Origin of the sequence: Pectobacterium polaris (assembly GCF_002307355.1) — a bacterium.
GTDB classification, from domain to species: domain Bacteria; phylum Pseudomonadota; class Gammaproteobacteria; order Enterobacterales; family Enterobacteriaceae; genus Pectobacterium; species Pectobacterium polare.
This window is the reverse complement of the sequence record NZ_CP017481.1, coordinates 967191-985000: the sequence shown is the minus strand read 5'-3', so window position 1 is coordinate 985000 and position 17810 is coordinate 967191. Positions and strand designations below refer to the sequence as shown.

Here is a 17810-nt window from a genome sequence, read left to right as displayed (position 1 = left end):
TAAAATATGACCCGTATCAAAAAACGGAAATTAAACCAAAAAACATAATTGGAGGATAAAAATCTGTAATTGATGGAGGGATGTTTAGCGACAATACTTTGCTGGCGATTGGTGTCTTAGGCCCTGCATCTTAAATAAAAAAGGTACTCTATGATGAAAGTTAACCATTTTTTACTCTCAGCTTGTGCCGTATTCATTCTTGCTTGTCAGCCCGGATTCGCTAAGGACGTTAAAATAGGCATGGCGATTGATGATTTGCGTCTCGAACGCTGGCAGAAAGATCGCGATCTTTTTGTTGAGCAAGCCAAAAAGCAGGGTGCTGATGTTTTTGTTCAATCAGCAAACGGCAATGAAGCGACACAAATTTCTCAAATAGAAAACATGATCAATCGCGGTGTCGATGTATTGGTGATTATTCCTTATAACGGTCAGGTACTTGGTAATGTTATTGCGGAAGCAAAACGTGAGGGAATAAAAGTGCTTGCTTACGATCGCATGATTAATAATGCGGACGTGGATTTTTATATTTCATTTGATAATGAGAAGGTTGGAGAACTGCAGGCGAAATATCTCGTCGATAAGGTGCCTGGCGGGAACTATTTCTTAATGGGCGGCTCTCCAGTCGATAATAATGCGAAGCTGTTTCGCCAGGGGCAAATGAAAGTGCTCACGCCGTTGATCGAGAGTGGGAAAATAAAAGTGGTCGGCGATCAGTGGGTTGATGCCTGGCTACCAGAGAATGCGCTGAAAATTATGGAAAATGCGCTAACGGCGAGCAGCAATAAGATTGATGCTGTTGTGGCGTCGAACGATGCCACGGCGGGCGGGGCGATTCAGGCGCTTGCCGCACAGGGATTGGCAGGGAAAGTGGCGATTTCCGGTCAGGATGCCGATCTGGCTGCAATCAAACGTATTGTGGCAGGCACGCAAACCATGACGGTCTATAAGCCGATCAGCAAGCTGGCGAAAGACGCCGCAGATATCGCCGTGGCACTCGGCTCCGATAAAACCCCGGAATCCAACGCTAAATTAAACAATGGGTTGAAAGACATTCCTTCCTTCTTACTGACTCCAATTCCCGTCGATAAATCTAATATCGATTCCACCGTCATTGCCGATGGCTTCCACAAAAAAACGGATGTGTATTAACGCACTCCACCGCCAATATACCCTAAATAATTCGAGTTTCAGGATGTAGGAAAGAAGGTTACCGAGCCACGACATAACGTTGTGGCTCGCCACTGTCGCAGGCGAGGCCTGAGACACCTGAATCACGGAGGCCATGATGCCGCATCTGTTGGAAATGAAAAACATCACCAAGGCGTTTGGCGCGGTGAAAGCCGTGGACAACGTTAGCCTGATGCTGGACGCGGGTCAGGTTTTGTCGCTGTGTGGCGAGAATGGCTCAGGGAAATCCACCTTAATGAAGGTGCTGTGTGGTATTTACCCGTATGGCAGCTATGACGGGCAGATCGTGTTCTCTGGTGATGAGCTGCGCGCTAACCATATTCGCGATACGGAGCAAAAAGGCATCGCGATCATTCATCAGGAACTGGCGCTGGTGAAAGAGATGACGGTGCTGGAGAACCTCTTTTTGGGCAACGAGTGGACGCGTTTTGGCGTGATGGATTACGACAATATGTACCTCCGCTGCCAGCGCATGCTGGAGCAGGTCAAGCTGGCTGTTGACCCGAATACTAAAGTGGGCGAGCTTGGGTTAGGCCAGCAGCAACTGGTGGAAATCGCCAAAGCGCTAAACAAGCAGGTGCGTCTGCTGGTGCTGGATGAGCCAACGGCCTCATTGACCGAGCGGGAAACCGCAATCCTGCTGGAGATCATTCAGGATCTGCGCGATCACGGTATCGCCTGCATCTATATCTCGCACAAGCTCAACGAAGTTAAAGCCATTTCCGATGTGATTTGCGTGATTCGCGACGGGAAGCCGATTGGTACGCGTCCGGCTGTTGAGCTGAGCGAGGACCAGATCATTGCCATGATGGTAGGGCGTGAACTGACGGAGCTTTATCCCAATGAACCGCATGTCGTTGGTGAAGAAGTGCTGCGCGTAGAACACCTGACCGCCTGGCACCCTGTGAATCGCCACATTCGTCGGGTGGATGATGTCTCGTTTGCTCTGCACCGAGGTGAAATTCTCGGCATTGCTGGGCTGGTTGGGTCAGGGCGTACGGAAACGGTGCAGTGCCTGTTTGGTGCATATCACGGCCATTGGCAGGGCGACATCTTTATTGACGGTAAGCCAGTGACCATCAGCAATTGCCAACAGGCGATGGCACTGGGTATTGCGATGGTGCCGGAGGATCGTAAGAAGGACGGCATAGTCCCGGTGATGAGCGTGGCGCAGAACATGACGCTGGCGGCCCTCGACCAATTCACAGGGGCGTTTTCCATGCTGGATGATGCCCGTGAGCAGGACATCATCCGGCAGTCTCTAGCGAACCTGAAAGTGAAAACCTCCAGCCCGGAACTGGCGATTGCCCGATTAAGCGGCGGCAACCAGCAAAAAGCGGTGCTGGCGAAATGTCTGCTGTTGAACCCTCGCATTCTGATTCTCGATGAACCCACGCGCGGCATCGATATCGGTGCCAAATATGAAATCTATAAGCTCATTAATGCGCTGGTAAAACAGCACATTGCCGTCATTGTTATTTCTTCTGAATTGCCCGAAGTGCTGGGGTTGAGCGATCGGGTATTGGTGATGCATCAGGGGCGGATCAAAGCGGATTTGGTCAATCGTGATTTAACCCAGGAACAGGTTATGGAAGCTGCATTGAGGAGTGAACATCGTGCTGAAAACATCGCAGTCTGAACAACAACATATCGCTGGCTCTGCCTCGATGCTGCAACGGTTGAAAAGTATCAATCTTCAGGTCTACGTGATGATTGCCGCCATCATCGCCATCATGCTCTTTTTCACCTACATGACCGACGGGGCGTATCTCAGCGCGCGTAATCTCTCCAATCTGCTGAGGCAAACGGCGATCACCGGCATTCTGGCGGTCGGTATGGTGTTTGTCATTATCTCCGCTGAAATCGATCTGTCGGTCGGCTCGATGATGGGGTTACTGGGCGGGGCGGCGGCGATTTTTGATGTCTGGTTTGGTTGGCCCTTGCCGTTGACCATCGTCGTGACGCTCGCGCTGGGACTATTGCTGGGCGCGTGGAATGGCTGGTGGGTCGCCTACCGGAAAGTCCCTTCGTTTATCGTAACGCTGGCCGGGATGCTGGCTTTTCGCGGCATTCTGATCGGCATCACCAACGGGACCACGATTTCCCCAACCAGCGAGGCAATGTCGCAGATTGGGCAGAGCTATCTGCCTTCTGGCATGGGTTTTATGTTCGGTGCCATCGGTCTGATGGTGTTTATTGCCTGGCAGTGGCGTCGGCGCAGCAGTCGCGCCCGATTAGGGTTACCGATAAACCCACCCGCAGGCGATATTGGCCGTCAGACATTTACGGCACTGGTGGTGCTGGGCGCGATTTATCTGCTGAATGACTATCGCGGTGTGCCAACGCCGGTTCTGGTGCTGACGCTGTTGATGCTGGGCGGTATTTTTCTGGCGACGCGAACCGCATTTGGCCGCCGCATCTATGCCGTGGGCGGGAATATCGATGCCGCTCGCCTATCGGGCGTGAATGTCGAGCGCACCAAAATGGCGGTGTTCGCGATTAACGGCCTGATGGTTGCGGTTGCCGGGCTGATTCTCAGTTCACGACTGGGGGCCGGGTCGCCATCTGCCGGGAATATTGCCGAGCTGGATGCAATTGCCGCCTGCGTGATTGGCGGCACCAGTCTGGCGGGCGGCATTGGTAGTGTCGCGGGCGCGGTGATGGGGGCATTTATCATGGCGTCGCTGGATAACGGGATGAGCATGCTGGATGTGCCGACGTTCTGGCAATACGTCGTTAAAGGCGGAATCCTTCTGTTGGCGGTGTGGATGGATACCGCAACAAAGCGTCGTGTGTGACGCGACGTCGAGTCTGCGAAGGAAATACGTGGCGGCTCGCAATAATCAGTAAATTATTTTGGCCTCTTGGGGCGCTGTGCTATTCAAGGAAGAAGACTTTATTCAAGGAACTTGCGATTAATGAGCGCCAACTGCCATGTTTGAAAAACGCTATCGCATCACGCTGCTGTTCAACGCTAACAAAGTGTATGACCGTCAGGTGGTTGAAGGGGTTGGCGAGTATTTACAGGCCTCTCAGTGCGACTGGGACATCTTCATTGAAGAGGATTTCCGGTGCCGCATTGATAACATCAAAGAATGGCTTGGCGACGGCGTGATTGCCGATTTTGACGATGGCGAGATCAAGCGGCTACTACAGGATGTGAATGTTCCGCTGGTGGGTGTGGGCGGTTCTTACCATCAGCCCGAGGATTATCCGCCCGTGCATTATATCGCGACAGATAATTATGCGCTGGTGGAAAGCGCGTTTATGCACCTCAAAGAGAAAGGGCTGAATCGCTTTGCTTTTTATGGCCTGCCGGCATCGGGCGGGAAAGGTTGGGCGCAGGAACGGGAGCATGCTTTCCGGCAGCTGGTTGCGGCAGAAAAGTATCAGGGTGTGGTGTATCAGGGAATGGAAACCTCGCCGGATAACTGGCAATACGCGCAAAATCGGCTGTCTGACTGGGTGCAGGGGTTACCGCCGCAGACGGGGATTATTGCGGTGACGGATTCCCGCGCGCGCCATTTGTTGCAGGTCTGCGAACACCTGAATATTGCCGTACCGGAAAAGCTGTGCGTCATCGGGATCGATAACGAAGATCTGATCCGCTACCTTTCTCGCGTTGCGCTCTCGTCAGTCGCGCAGGGCACGCGCCAAATGGGGTATCGCGCGGCGAAACTGCTGCACCAGCTGCTGTTGAATCAGTCTGATGTACCGCTACAGCGTATTTTGGTGCCGCCAGTTCGGGTGGTTGAACGTCGCTCAACAGATTATCGCTCTGTGCACGATCCTGCTGTGATTCAGGCGATGCATTTTATCCGCTATCACGCCTGCAAAGGGATTAAGGTTGAGCAGGTGCTGGATGCGGTAGGGATTTCCCGCTCGAACCTGGAAAAACGCTTCAAAGACGAAGTCGGCCAGACTATTCACGGCATGATTCATGAGGAGAAGTTGGATCGGGCGCGTAACTTGCTAATATCGACCTCACTCTCGATTGGTGAGATCTCATTGATGTGTGGCTACCCTTCGCTGCCCTATTTTTATGCCGTCTTTAAGAAAGGGTATGACATCACGCCGAAAGAGTACCGCGAGCGTTATGGGGAAGGTTATTAAGGCTATCTATAAAAGAAGGTCATGCTGGAAGGTCACACAGGAAGGCGCGAGGGTGCGCGCCTTATCATTAGGTTGGTGAACGGTTACGCTGGCACGCGCCAGTAATCGTAATCGATGTGCTCAACCTGGAAGTTGGCGTTTTCTTTGTCACCGGTCAGACGGCTGGCGATGGTAAAGGCAAAGTCGAATGTGACCCCCAGCCCCTTGCCGCTGATCAGATTGCCGTCTTCCACGACTTTCTCGTCAACATAAACGCCATCGGTCACGTCCTGCCATAAATTCCCGGAGCAAACGTAGCGGCGGCCTTTCAGCAGTTTGTTACCCCCCAGCACGCGAGCGGCTGCGGAGCACAGTGGGCAAATCAGTTTCCCCGCGTCGTCGTGGCGACGGATAAACTCGACGACCATCGGGTTTGCGGCCAGATTTACCGTTCCCTGTGGGCCGCCAGGAATGACTACGGCATCAAACAGCGTGTCCTGGCTTCTTTCCAGCAGAGCATCGGCAAACATGCGAATATTGTGATAACTGTGCAGCTCCAGTCTGTCATAGCATGACAGCATGGTGACTTCTATCTTCATACGGTGCAGTACATCAATCACCATAATCGCTTCTGCTTCTTCAAACCCAGGAGCCAGCAGAACGGCGACTTTCTTAGACATAGCATCTCCAGCAATATGCAAGGGAAGGTGTTAACCGCAAGAGAATAGCAAAGAAATATCGCCAAAATGAAACGATGTTTTATTAATGTCGAGTGGGTCGCGTAAACGATTTTTGCTGCTTAGCTTGAAGAGAAGATAGCGCTATACTTGCTAACTTGGTCGTGAATTAGCCACGAATTTTTTTGCATGAAAGTATGACTCTTCTCTTCCTGTCCCGCCAAAAAGATGTTTAAATTATCACTCACTTATTTTGCATAAATATGCATTTGTGAGTGTGTCGATGTTGGTCATCGACCGGCCCGTTTGATGCAGGATGTGCACAGGGCCCGAGCGCTCATGAGTGTATGGCGTAACATAATGGTGTGGGCGACTCAGCTTATATCCAGAGATCTTTCGAGCAGGGATTATATATATGACAACGATTCTCAAGCATCTTCCGGTTGGTCAGCGTATTGGTATTGCGTTCTCGGGTGGTCTGGATACCAGCGCTGCACTGCTTTGGATGCGTCAAAAAGGCGCGGTGCCTTATGCGTATACCGCGAACCTGGGGCAGCCAGACGAGGATGACTACGAGGAAATCCCACGTCGGGCTATGGAATACGGTGCAGAAAATGCTCGCCTGATCGATTGCCGCAAGCAACTGGTTGCTGAAGGTATCGCTGCGATTCAGTGTGGCGCATTCCACAACACGACGGCAGGCGTGACCTATTTCAACACCACGCCGCTGGGCCGTGCGGTTACCGGTACGATGCTGGTTGCTGCAATGAAAGAAGACGGCGTAAACATCTGGGGCGACGGCAGCACCTATAAAGGCAACGATATTGAGCGTTTCTATCGTTACGGCCTGCTGACTAATGCTGAACTGAAGATTTACAAGCCGTGGCTGGATACTGATTTTATTGATGAGCTGGGCGGCCGTCAGGAGATGTCCGAGTTTATGTCACAGGCAGGGTTCGGCTATAAAATGTCGGCCGAGAAAGCCTATTCCACCGATTCCAACATTCTGGGTGCGACGCATGAAGCGAAGGATCTGGAATTCCTGAACTCCAGCGTCAAAATCGTTAACCCGATTATGGGCGTGAAGTTCTGGGACGAAAACGTCAAAGTGCCAGCAGAAGAAGTGACCATCCGTTTTGAACGCGGTCACCCGGTTGCGTTGAACGGCAAGACCTTTGCCGATGACGTTGAACTGATGCTGGAAGCGAATCGCATCGGCGGTCGTCACGGTCTGGGCATGAGCGATCAGATCGAAAACCGTATCATTGAAGCGAAAAGCCGCGGCATCTATGAAGCGCCGGGAATGGCACTGCTGCACATTGCCTATGAGCGTCTGGTTACCGGTATCCACAACGAAGACACCATCGAGCAATACCACGCCAATGGCCGTCAGCTGGGTCGTTTCCTGTATCAGGGACGCTGGTTCGATTCTCAGGCTCTGATGCTGCGTGATTCTTCTCAGCGTTGGATCGCCAGCGCCATCACGGGTGAGGTTACGCTGGAGCTGCGTCGTGGTAATGATTACTCCATCATGAACACCGTGTCTGACAATCTGACCTATAAGCCAGAACGTCTGACCATGGAGAAAGGCGACTCGGTCTTTTCACCTGATGATCGTATCGGCCAACTGACCATGCGCAATCTGGATATTACCGACACGCGTGAAAAACTGTTTAATTATGCTGAAACGGGCTTGCTCTCTTCCTCCGCCAGCACGGGTTTGCCGCAGGTAGGGCAACTGCAGGATAAAGCAGAGAAATAACGCACAGATTGAGCAATATAAAAATCCGGAATCGTCTCGCGTTTCCGGATTTTTTTTATCTGTTTATCATATGGTTATATTGGATTTTCTCGCGGTGTTTTTTTGTTTATGAACTCTTGCTGACAATGCAGGTTGCATCTGTACAACCGCCGTGGAAAGCGACAGAATACAATGACAATAAGCCGAGGATTTTAAAAGGCAAAAGAACGTATTGGATGGTGTATCTGTTTTTGTGATGTCTAGCTGCAAATTTTTAATGGAGGAAAAATGTTAGAGATATTCGATGTAAGTTACACACTATTGTCGGAAAAAAAATCGGAAGAATTGTTTACGCTCAGAAAAGAAACGTTTAAGGACCGGCTAAATTGGGCGGTAAAATGTATTAATGGGATGGAGTTCGATCAATATGATGATGATAACGCGACCTATCTTTTCGGCGTAGAAGATAATCAGGTCATTTGCAGTTCCCGGTTAATCGAAACAAAATACCCTAATATGATTACCGGCACATTTTTTCCCTATTTTGATAAAGTAGATATTCCCGAAGGGAACTATATTGAGTCGAGTCGCTTTTTTGTAGATAAAGCTCGGTCGAAAACTATTTTAGGTAATACTTATCCCGTTAGCACGATGTTCTTTTTGGCAACGGTGAATTACTCAAGAAGTAAAGGATATGATGGTGTTTACACAATCGTCAGCCATCCTATGCTCACAATATTAAAGCGTTCTGGCTGGAAAATTTCTGTTGTTGAACAAGGATTGTCAGAAAAGCAGGAAAGGGTTTATCTACTGTTTTTACCTGTCGACAAAGAAAGCCAGGATGTGTTAGTTCGTCGTATAAATAACAATCAAGAGTTCGTTGAAAGTAAGCTACGAGAGTGGCCACTGTCTTTCGAGCCTATGACTGAACCGGTCGGATAAGTTGTAATTCGATGCCAAGTCTGATGGCATGTTTGGCATTTAATACACCGAGTTTTTTTACAACATTGCCGATGTGGAATTTAACGGTTCCTGTTTTAATACCTAATATCAGTGCGATTTCCTGATAGGTTTTTCCCATGCTGGCCCAGTAAAGAATTTCATTTTCTCGTTGAGAAAAAATATCTTTATCATTTGACCTTTCATCCTCTTTGTTTCTGATCATCTCTCTGTAAAGAGAGATGGTTTCTGAATGGATGTTCATCAACGTCATTTGTAATTTATCTTTATTACTCTCGATGACCTCATCAATGTTACTCACATTAGATTCATCAATCATGATAGATAACATAACCAGATTGTTAGTGTGGTCATGAAGCACGAAAGTATAGCCGTTGGTGATGTTATGCTCTTTGGATAAGTTGAAGATCTTTGACATCTTCAGTTGTGTGCTGACAAGTAAATCTTCGTCCCAAGGGAAAGGTGTGATTTTATTAAGTGCAGCAATGACTACAGGATCGATGTGTTGATAGTTATTGGCTCGGTATATCTCTCTCCACTCGTCATGGTGATTTGAAATGATAAGAATTTCTGTAGGTTTTTTCTTATTTAATACCATATAGGAATATTTGATGTCGCCATAGTGACTTAATGCTGTATCGAATTGATTTTTTATTACTCTGCTTATAGTTTCATTGTTGGAGAATAATTGCGACATCTCATGACCTCAACCTGAAAACTCAACATCCTGTAGTAGAAAAAGTATATACCTATACCTATAGGTATATCTATAGGAACCTATACCGATAGCCTAACCTATACCTTAGTATAGCTTTTCTTTGAGGTGGAAAAACATACAATTATACGACAATGTTAAGGGCGTAAAGTAAAAGAAACAAACACCGCTCAGGATAAGCGTGATGATTGGCTAACATCAGGGAATGCTAATTAAGCGAGATTTATCAATAGTATAATAAAAATAGCTTTTTCTCCTCTATGGCCTGTATTGTTTTACAGGCCCATCAGGTCTCAATTACATTAATTGTCTTCATGAGTTGCATCCGCCTTTCATATTTTGTTATCCCTTTCGCTGTACCTTACGCTTCGTCGATATTGTGGTATTCCCACAGCCGATTGAAATGCACATCGTCGAGATTGCGGGCTGAATCCGCGTTACCCGTAAAGGGCCGTGCGGTGGTTGCCGCAGCGCCCCACGGCCGTTCTCTGTCATAGCTGGCGTCAATCGTGCTGTCGCGAATCACTAACTGGCCGTTTGCCGTCTGGCCCGGCTGATATCCCGTCTGCCTTGCTCCCTGATCCCAGGCGCGCCCCAGTTTGGCCTTTCTTTCTCCGCTGAAACCTTCGTCTCCCGTAAAACGACACGCCACTGCCAGAAAGCCATATTGTACCCACGGCATGCTGTCGGGCGCGAAGACGTGAATATCTTTCGCCCCACGGCTGGAAACCGTATGAAAGTGGACGCGCTCGAATACCGCGGTCGCGCGCCCAAAAACGTAATCGACATCGCCCTCAATGTAGCTGTCTTTAATGTAGGCCCGGCTGTAGCGGTCCGTGACGTACTCATTCTGAAGGTTGCTGGTATTGACGAAAAACGTATCCTGACGACCGATGAGGTGAACCTTTTCAAGCTGAACCTTGTCGCCATCGGTGCGCAGCGCGACGGCCTGATGTGCTCGGCTGTCTACCGAATCCAGCAAGGTATTCACCACCGTCAGGTTCTTCATCTGGAAATTGTCGCTTTGCGACCAGACCACGGCGGCACAAATGGTATCAATCGTCGCGTTCTGTTTTGATGCACAGAGATCGTACAGGTACCAGGCGGGGTCACCGGGCTGATATTCGCCGTGCGAATTTACCGTTTCCCGGTAGGTTGTCGGTGAAAACATCGAATCCAACGCGAGTTGAATCACTACGTCATTCGGTTGTTCTCCCGCCCCAAACAGCGTGAGCGGTGGGGCATCGGCGGGGATATAGACCGTGCCAGTATAGGTGCCCGGCAGCAATTTAATCTCAATACGCGCTCGACCATTCTGCGCCCGCAGTGCGGCGTTCACCGCCTGTTGAACATGGGTGTGCGTTGCGCCATCCACCCCGAGCTGTGGCCCGACAACCCAGGGCGTCGCCGGATCGATCTCAATCGGTGCGGGCTGCCAGATGTCAGTTTCTGCCTGATCATCGTGTCCAGGCCGCGTGAAATAGTGTGGGAGCGTGAAGTGTTCGGCTTCCTGCGAGGAGAGAATGGGGCGATGAATCGTGCCGGGATACGTCGTTTTTGTCATGATCTTATCCTCTCTTAGCGGCAAGATTCTCTGGGATATCATCGGCTCTCTGCCCGAAGCGCAACCGATAGGTTGAGGGCGTGAGATCGAGCTGCTGGCGAAAATGGTGGCGTAACGAGGCTGCGGTACCGAATCCCACCGTTTCGGCGATTTTTTCGATCGATAAGCGCGTGTTTTCCAGTAAATCGCGTGCGGTATTCAGCCGTTCGGCCAGTAGCCAGCGCGCTGGCGTCGTACCCGTAGCGGCAGAAAAACGGCGAAGGAACGTGCGTGGGCTCATACAGGAAATTGCCGCCAGCTTCGTAACGGAATACTCTTCCGCGAGGTTGGCTCGGACATGATCGATAAGCGGCCCGAGTCGCGAGCGTTCGTAGTCTACAGGTACCGCTTTTTCAATATACTGTGCTTGCCCGCCATCACGATGCGGTGCGACCACCAGTCGGCGAGCCACTTGATTGGCTGCTTTGCTGCCGTAATCCCGACGTATGAGATGCAGCCCCAGATCGATACCCGCAGCACTTCCGGCTGACGTAAGAATCGTTCCTTCATCAATATAAAGCACGTCTGGCTCGATGTTGATGTCAGGATATTGCATTTTTAACGTGTCGCTGTAGCGCCAATGCGTCGTCGCGCGTCGCCCGGAAAGCAGGCCTGTCGCCGCGAGGACAAAAACGCCAGAACAGATAGAGAGCAGCCTGGCACCCTGCTGATGTGCCTGGCGTAATGCATCGACCAGATGTGCAGGGACGGGCACATCACTGCCTTTCCAGCCGGGAATGATAATCGTTCCTGCCTGTGTTAACAGCTCAAGGCCACCATCGGCAACCACATGGATGCCACCCGTTGCCCGCATTGCGCCACTGTCTAAACCCGCAACGGCAAACTGATACCAATTTTCACCCATTTCGGGGCGAGGAAGGCCGAAGACTTCAACAGCGATACCAAATTCGAATGTACACAAGCCATCATAAGCGAGTACGACAACAAGCGGATTGAACATCGGTTTCCTCACCTCAATAACTTGTCATGATATTGACGATATATGGCAATAATGCCATCTGCCAGCCTTTATGTATCCGTTTTATAGTCGAGCCTCATTCCAATCAATGAGAAAAATCGATGAGTTACGTGACTGAATATCCCTTTGCTGCTTCTGATATCGCCCTATCCCATTTTTCACGTCGTCTGTCTGTGGAAACGGACTGTGCGGATGTAGCGGGGTCGCTCTCTGACACTCAGCAGGACTTTGTGTTATTGCATGTGGTGGGATCGACGAAGCACTTTAGCGCGCGCCATATACCGGGGGCGATTCATCTGCCGCACCGTGAAATCACACCTGAGCGTATGGCCGAGTGGCCTGATGACACGCGGTTTGTCGTCTATTGCGCGGGACCGCACTGCAATGGTGCCGATCAGGCGGCATTAAAGCTGGCACAACTCGGTCGCCCGGTAAAAATTATGATAGGGGGAATCACGGGATGGGAAGATGAAGGCTTCGCCTTCGCCTGATATCACCTGCCTATGGCAGAGGGGCCATCCCTTCTGCCAACACCTAATTCCCCTGATACCACGTCCAGATTTTGACCAACAGTGCCGCTGATATACTCCAACACACGACTGCCGCGAGCAGTGCCTGGGGCAATTTCATCCACGCGGTAAAGTAATAAAGCGAGATGAGATAAACCAGATAAGGAATCACGGACCAGATGCCAAACAGGATGGTGGCGCGCAGCGCTTCCAGCCCACGTTCGGTACCAACGATATAATGTGCGATCAGCGCGAACGTGGGAAATAACGGCACCAGCCCGGCAATATAATAGTTTCGGCTTTTCGCCAGTACGCTGATGAGCAATACGATCAGCGCGCCAATAACTGATTTGATAAACAATGACATAAGTATAACTTCTGGCTTAATTAAGCATCGCGAATGCACAGAGAATAGCGAAAAAGTGTCGGGATGGAATAGGGCGACCGCACAGCTTAAGATTTCAATTTGTGGTGATTTCGTTATTCTTAGCAGCAGAATGAATAAATACCGTACGTGATAGCCTGCTCAGTACGGGTAAAACGATAATAAATCTGGAAAGGATTGAAGTTGAAGACGCAAAGTCATGCAGTCACTCAGGGATTGGTTCCACTCAAGATTATTTCTACCGGCAGCGCGCTTCCTGCGCAGCGGGTGACGTCGGCTGAATTAGATGTGCGGCTCAATAAGCCCGCTGGTTATGTCGAAAGCCGTTCAGGCATTATTTATCGCCACCATGCGGATAATCATGCTAGCCAGGCGGAACTCGGTGTGGCGGCGTTAGATGACGCGCTGGCGCGGGGCGTTATTCCGCCAGCGTCCATCGATCTGCTGCTGTTTGCTTCCGCGATTCCGATTCAGGCGCTGCCTTATAGCGCCAGCCACTTATTAAAAGCGTCGTCTCTGCCAAAAGGGACGGCCAGTTTCGATATTAACAGCAGCTGCGTCAGCTTTATTTCCGCGCTTCAGGTGGCGGCCGGGCTGTTAAATACCGGTGCCTATCGACGCATTGCCATCGTCTCTACCGAACTGGCTTCGCGCGGTATCGATTGGGATGACGAAGAGTCGTCGCTGATTTTTGGCGATGGTGCCGCGTGTGCCATTGTCGAACGCGGCGATGGGCGCAGCGGCATTGCGGCGTGTCTGCTGGAAACCTACCCGAAGGGCAACGAACTGTGCCAGATCCGCGCAGGCGGTACCTTGCGTAACCCGCGAGCGGGGATGGAACTGCATGATTTTCTGTTCCATATGCAGGGAAAACGACTATTCAGGCAGGCTTCTGCCCTGATTGAGGGCTATCTGCAACGGCTGCTGGATGCCAGCGGTTATTCGCTGGACCAGATGGCGGCGGTGGTTCCGCATCAGGCCAGTCACCTGTCGCTGGAACATATGCGTAAGCGGCTGGCGATCCCGACCGAAAGGCTGATTGATATTTACCGCTATCACGGTAATCAGGTGGCGGCCTCGATTCCGACGGCGCTGCATCATGCCATCGTGACGCAACGTCTGCCTGAGGGTGAACCCGCGATGCTGGTCGGTACGGCCGCCGGGTTGACGCTGGGCGGCATGGTATTGATCCCATGAGAGTCTTCGTCACGGGCGCGACCAGCGGGCTGGGGCGTAACGCGGTGGAGTGGCTGCTTCAGACTGGGCATCAGGTGCTGGCCTGCGGGCGCGATCGCTCGGTGGGGCAACAGCTTGAAGCGCTGGGCGCGCAGTTTGTCGGTATCGATTTGGTGGAAACCTCGGTAGACCAGTTTCGAACGCTAATGGCGGGCTGTGATGTGGTCTGGCACTGCGCCGCGAAATCATCACCGTGGGGTCAATATAATGATTTTTACCAGAATAATACTGAGGTAACGGCACGGCTGGCCGACGCCGCCGGTCAGTTGGGTATCTCGCGCTTTGTACACATATCCACGCCCGCGATTTACTTCGATTTCCAGCACCACCTGAATATCGATGAAAGTTACCGCGCGGCGCGTTTTGCCAATCACTATGCACAGACTAAATTTCTGGCGGAAGAACGCCTTCAGACGCTGACGGCGCGCTACCCGCAAACCACCTACGTGATTCTGCGCCCGCGTGGCCTGTTTGGCCCGCACGACCGCGTGATTCTGCCGCGAGTTCTGGAACAGATCGCGGTGGGCGGTGGCGTGTTGCGGCTCCCGCGCGGTGGTGAAGCGCTGCTGGATCTGACGTTTGTCGGCAACGTCGTGGAAGCGATGGTGCTTGCCAGCCAGCGTATGGGTCTGGTGTCTGGCTCGGCGTACAACATCACTAATCATGAGCCCACACGCCTTGCAGAGATGCTTGAGCAGCTGCTGATCGGGCCGCTAGGGATGAACTATCGCGTCAGGGCGGTGCCGTATCCGCTGCTGCATGCGGTGGCGGGTGGCATGGAGCTGTTTTCGTGGTTTAGCCGGAAAGAGCCGCTGCTGACGCGCTATAGTGCGGGAGCGGTGAATTTCGATATGACGCTCAGTGCGGAGAAAGCCAAGCAGGAGCTGGGATATCAGCCGCGTTTCTCCCTTCAGCAGGGCATCGAGCTAACGGGTAACTGGTTCAATGCGCACCTTGCACAGCGGAGGACTGACGGACATGGCTAATATTTCAACGTTTGAAGTCGGGTACTGCCTGCATCCCGGCTGCATGGCGCTGCGTGGTGCGGGATGGAAAGTGTGCCGTTTTCCGGCGCGCGTCTGGATGCTGGAAAGTCAGGGCAAGCGCTGGCTCTGGGACACAGGCTATGCCCAGCATTTTACCGATGCCACGCAATCCGGCCTGTTCCAGCTGTACCGCAGAATGACGCCAGTGCATTTTGAGACAAAAGATGCGCTGATTCACCAGCTACACGGGCAGGGGATTCAACCTGCGGACATCGACGGCCTGATTATTTCCCATTTTCACGGCGACCATATTGCGGGGTTGCGGGATTTCCCTAACGTGCCGTTTATCTGTTCGGCGCTGGGATGGCAGCAGACGCGGAATCTGCGCGGTTTCGCGGCCTTGAAGCGGGCGTTTGTGCCCGCGCTGATCCCTGAACATTTTGAGCAGGCGCTTCAGTTTGTTGAGAACTTCCCGCTTACCGATCTGCCAGCCGAGCTGGCGCCGTTTACGCAAGGCTATGCGTTGCCGGGTAGCGATAAAGAGATCGTGCTGGTGCCGTTGCCCGGCCATGCTGCCGGACACCTCGGCGCGTTTGTACTGACGGAAAACGGCTGGGTGCTGCTGGCAAGCGATGCTGCCTGGTCGCCGCACAGCTATCGCGAAGGGCGTGGGCCGTCGCGCTTGGCGAATCTGGTGATGGACGATCCAAAAGCCTATTACCACACGCTGGATCAACTGCACCAGTTGCACCTGAACGGGCAAGTCGAGATTCGGCTGTGTCACGAGGGTGACCTATGATTCCGCTGATGACGATCTGGCACTATTTCCGCGCCAGACGCCTGACCTTTTCTACTCGTCAGGCGCTTGAACGCCATCAGCAGCGCCAGCTTTCTCGTTTTGCACGGCGCGTGCTGGCGCGCAGCCCCTATTTCCGGCCTTACTGCCAGCTACCCATGACATCCTGGCCGATGATGAATAAAGCCGTGATGATGGCCGAATTCGATCGGATGAACACCGCCGGGCTTAAGCGGGATGAACTGCTCGCTTGCGCGCGCCGCAGTGAGGAAGATCGCGACTTCACGCCGAATGTGGGCGGGTTTAGCGTCGGGCTGTCGTCCGGCACCTCTGGGCAGCGTGGTCTGTTTGTCGTCAGCCCGCGTGAACAGCAGGTATGGGCGGGAGGCATGCTGGCGAAAATGCTGCCGGACGGGCTACGTGTCGGTGAGCGGGTTGCGCTGTTCCTGCGAGCTGATAACAACCTGTATCACAGCGTGGATAACCGCTGGCTCAGCCTGTCGTTTTACGATCTCTTTGCGCCATTTTCTGAGCATTTTTCGCGGCTGGAAGCGTGGTCGCCATCGATTATCGTCGCCCCTGCACAGGTGCTGCGCGAGCTGGCGCTGGCGGTACAGCGTGGTGAGCTACGGCTGTCGGTCAAAAAGGTGATTTCCGTGGCCGAGGTGCTGGAACCGCAGGACAAGCAATTGCTCCGGCAGGTCTTCGGACAGGTTGGGGAAGTGTATCAGGCGACGGAAGGCTTTCTGGCATCGACCTGCGAGCACGGTACGCTGCATCTCAACGAAGAATTTATTCACATCGAGCCGCAGTGGCTGGATGACGAACGCTTTACGCCCATCATCACCGATTTCACCCGCAGCACCCAGCCGATTGTGCGCTATCGGCTGGACGATGTGTTGGTGAAGCAAAAAACGCCCTGTGCGTGTGGTCGAGTGACGATGGCGATTGCCCGCATTGAAGGGCGTAGCGATGACAGTCTGCAACTGCCGGACAGTAACGGCGAGCCTCAGACCGTGTTTGCGGATCTCTGTAGCCGGATTATTGCCAATGCGCTGCCGCTGCATGCCGACTATCGGTTGGTGCAGCAGGGCGACGCGACGCTGCATTTATCCGCCGCGTGCAGCCTGCCGGAGCTGGAAGCCTGTCGGGATAGTCTGTCACAGCAGTTTGCGTTGCAGGGCATTGATGCGTCGCGGCTACGGTGGCATCTCACCGCCAGTGAGATTGCGCCAGAATTTACGCAAAAGCGCAGACGGATTACCCGCCTAAAGGAGAGTGCATGAGGCTATTTCCTCAAGAAACGCTGCTGTTGCGACTGAAAGCGCTGCTCTTCGGCTGGGGAACGGTCGGGCTGGTATATCAACTGAGTGCGCAGTTTCAGGGGCAGGGAACGGTGCTGCCGACGTCGTTTGTTGATGAGTGGATTCCGTTTAGCGCCTCGGCGATCTGGCTGTATCTCTCGTTTTTTATCATCGTGCCGCTATCTTATTTATCCTGCCCGATTACGCGTCTGGCAGGATTACGCCGGGCAACGCAGCTGACTGCCTTGATCGCGGGTGCGGTGTACCTGATTTTTCCGACCACGATGGTGTATCCGCAGGTCGTCGGGGACGATCTCTCTACTCGTGTGCTACAGCTTTTGCTGCGTATCGACTCGCCGCAGAATTGCCTGCCGTCACTGCATATTGCGCTAACGGTGCTGGCGGTGTGGGCGATGAGTGATGGCCAGCAGAAGGTAAAAACCAGTTTGTACCTTCTGTGGGGAGCGGCGATTGCCCTTTCTATCCTGCAACTGCGCCGACACCTGTTCATCGATCTGGTGACCGGCGCGATGCTGGCAGGGATCGCAGGCTGGGTCTTTCTGCGTAGCCGAGAGGCGGTGAAGGCCATTTCCTCAGCGACTCCGCTGCCTAACGATAAGCGCCATCAGGAATGACATC

17 protein-coding genes are annotated in these 17810 nt (G+C 52.4%); 12 read left to right on the top strand and 5 right to left on the bottom strand.

Annotated features, from left to right (window positions below):
- Positions 1 to 153 precede the first annotated feature (153 nt).
- From xylF to xylR, 4 genes are all read left to right on the top strand, one after another.
- On the top strand, positions 154 to 1149 hold the full coding sequence (xylF, locus tag BJJ97_RS04480; RefSeq protein ID WP_095993192.1) for a D-xylose ABC transporter substrate-binding protein: 996 nt from the start codon (positions 154 to 156) through the stop codon (positions 1147 to 1149).
- A 136-nt stretch (positions 1150 to 1285) separates the two neighbouring features.
- The gene (locus tag BJJ97_RS04475) at positions 1286 to 2827 is read left to right on the top strand and encodes a xylose ABC transporter ATP-binding protein (protein WP_095993191.1); all 1542 of its coding nucleotides are present in this window, start codon (positions 1286 to 1288) and stop codon (positions 2825 to 2827) included.
- Between the two features lie 28 nt (positions 2828 to 2855).
- Entirely contained in the window at positions 2856 to 3986 is a 1131-nt protein-coding gene (gene xylH, locus BJJ97_RS04470; RefSeq protein ID WP_227003592.1) for a xylose ABC transporter permease XylH, read from the top strand.
- Positions 3987 to 4122: 136 nt separating this feature from the next.
- Positions 4123 to 5301, top strand: a complete 1179-nt coding sequence (gene xylR, locus BJJ97_RS04465) for a D-xylose utilization transcriptional activator XylR (RefSeq protein WP_095993189.1) — start codon at positions 4123 to 4125, stop codon at positions 5299 to 5301.
- Between the two features lie 83 nt (positions 5302 to 5384).
- On the opposite strand, the gene BJJ97_RS04460 is transcribed toward xylR, so the two are convergent.
- Positions 5385 to 5960, bottom strand: a complete 576-nt coding sequence (locus tag BJJ97_RS04460) for a DJ-1/PfpI family protein (protein ID WP_039483215.1) — start codon at positions 5958 to 5960, stop codon at positions 5385 to 5387.
- 412 nt (positions 5961 to 6372) lie between these two features.
- Here BJJ97_RS04460 and argG point away from each other — a divergent pair, with 412 nt between their 5' ends.
- Complete coding sequence (argG, locus tag BJJ97_RS04455; RefSeq protein WP_039483212.1) at positions 6373 to 7719, top strand: argininosuccinate synthase; 1347 nt, start codon at positions 6373 to 6375, stop codon at positions 7717 to 7719.
- Between the two features lie 267 nt (positions 7720 to 7986).
- The gene (locus BJJ97_RS04450; RefSeq protein WP_095993188.1) at positions 7987 to 8640 is read left to right on the top strand and encodes an acyl-homoserine-lactone synthase; all 654 of its coding nucleotides are present in this window, start codon (positions 7987 to 7989) and stop codon (positions 8638 to 8640) included.
- On the opposite strand, the gene BJJ97_RS04445 is transcribed toward BJJ97_RS04450, so the two are convergent.
- From BJJ97_RS04445 to ftrA, 3 genes are all read right to left on the bottom strand, one after another.
- A complete protein-coding gene (locus BJJ97_RS04445) occupies positions 8618 to 9355 on the bottom strand; it encodes a helix-turn-helix transcriptional regulator (RefSeq protein WP_095993187.1) in 738 nt (245 codons plus the stop codon). The two genes, BJJ97_RS04450 and BJJ97_RS04445, sit on opposite strands and share 23 nt — an antisense overlap.
- A gap of 379 nt (positions 9356 to 9734) precedes the next feature.
- A complete protein-coding gene (pemB, locus tag BJJ97_RS04440) occupies positions 9735 to 10937 on the bottom strand; it encodes a pectinesterase PemB (protein ID WP_095993186.1) in 1203 nt (400 codons plus the stop codon).
- 4 nt (positions 10938 to 10941) lie between these two features.
- A complete protein-coding gene (ftrA, locus tag BJJ97_RS04435) occupies positions 10942 to 11937 on the bottom strand; it encodes a transcriptional regulator FtrA (protein WP_095993185.1) in 996 nt (331 codons plus the stop codon).
- A gap of 119 nt (positions 11938 to 12056) precedes the next feature.
- Between ftrA and BJJ97_RS04430 the strand changes: the two genes are divergently transcribed.
- On the top strand, positions 12057 to 12446 hold the full coding sequence (locus BJJ97_RS04430; protein WP_039483193.1) for a rhodanese-like domain-containing protein: 390 nt from the start codon (positions 12057 to 12059) through the stop codon (positions 12444 to 12446).
- Positions 12447 to 12489: 43 nt separating this feature from the next.
- Here the strand turns inward: BJJ97_RS04430 and BJJ97_RS04425 are convergent, their stop codons facing one another.
- Positions 12490 to 12831, bottom strand: a complete 342-nt coding sequence (locus BJJ97_RS04425) for a GlpM family protein (RefSeq protein WP_052903639.1) — start codon at positions 12829 to 12831, stop codon at positions 12490 to 12492.
- Positions 12832 to 13032: 201 nt separating this feature from the next.
- On the opposite strand from BJJ97_RS04425, the gene BJJ97_RS04420 reads away from it, so the two are divergent.
- Genes BJJ97_RS04420 through BJJ97_RS04400 form a run of 5 tightly spaced genes read left to right on the top strand, consistent with a single transcriptional unit; the run spans position 13033 to position 17806 of the window.
- Entirely contained in the window at positions 13033 to 14046 is a 1014-nt protein-coding gene (locus BJJ97_RS04420; protein WP_095701161.1) for a ketoacyl-ACP synthase III, read from the top strand.
- Complete coding sequence (locus tag BJJ97_RS04415) at positions 14043 to 15071, top strand: NAD-dependent epimerase/dehydratase family protein (RefSeq protein WP_095993184.1); 1029 nt, start codon at positions 14043 to 14045, stop codon at positions 15069 to 15071. Before BJJ97_RS04420 ends, BJJ97_RS04415 begins: the two co-directional genes overlap by 4 nt.
- Positions 15064 to 15870, top strand: a complete 807-nt coding sequence (locus tag BJJ97_RS04410) for an MBL fold metallo-hydrolase (protein ID WP_095993183.1) — start codon at positions 15064 to 15066, stop codon at positions 15868 to 15870. The genes BJJ97_RS04415 and BJJ97_RS04410 overlap by 8 nt, the downstream gene beginning before the upstream one ends.
- Positions 15867 to 17153, top strand: coding sequence for a F390 synthetase-related protein (locus BJJ97_RS04405; RefSeq protein ID WP_095993182.1), 1287 nt, complete (start codon positions 15867 to 15869; stop codon positions 17151 to 17153). The genes BJJ97_RS04410 and BJJ97_RS04405 overlap by 4 nt, the downstream gene beginning before the upstream one ends.
- The gene (locus tag BJJ97_RS04400; RefSeq protein WP_095993181.1) at positions 17150 to 17806 is read left to right on the top strand and encodes a phosphatase PAP2 family protein; all 657 of its coding nucleotides are present in this window, start codon (positions 17150 to 17152) and stop codon (positions 17804 to 17806) included. The genes BJJ97_RS04405 and BJJ97_RS04400 overlap by 4 nt, the downstream gene beginning before the upstream one ends.
- Positions 17807 to 17810 lie beyond the last annotated feature (4 nt).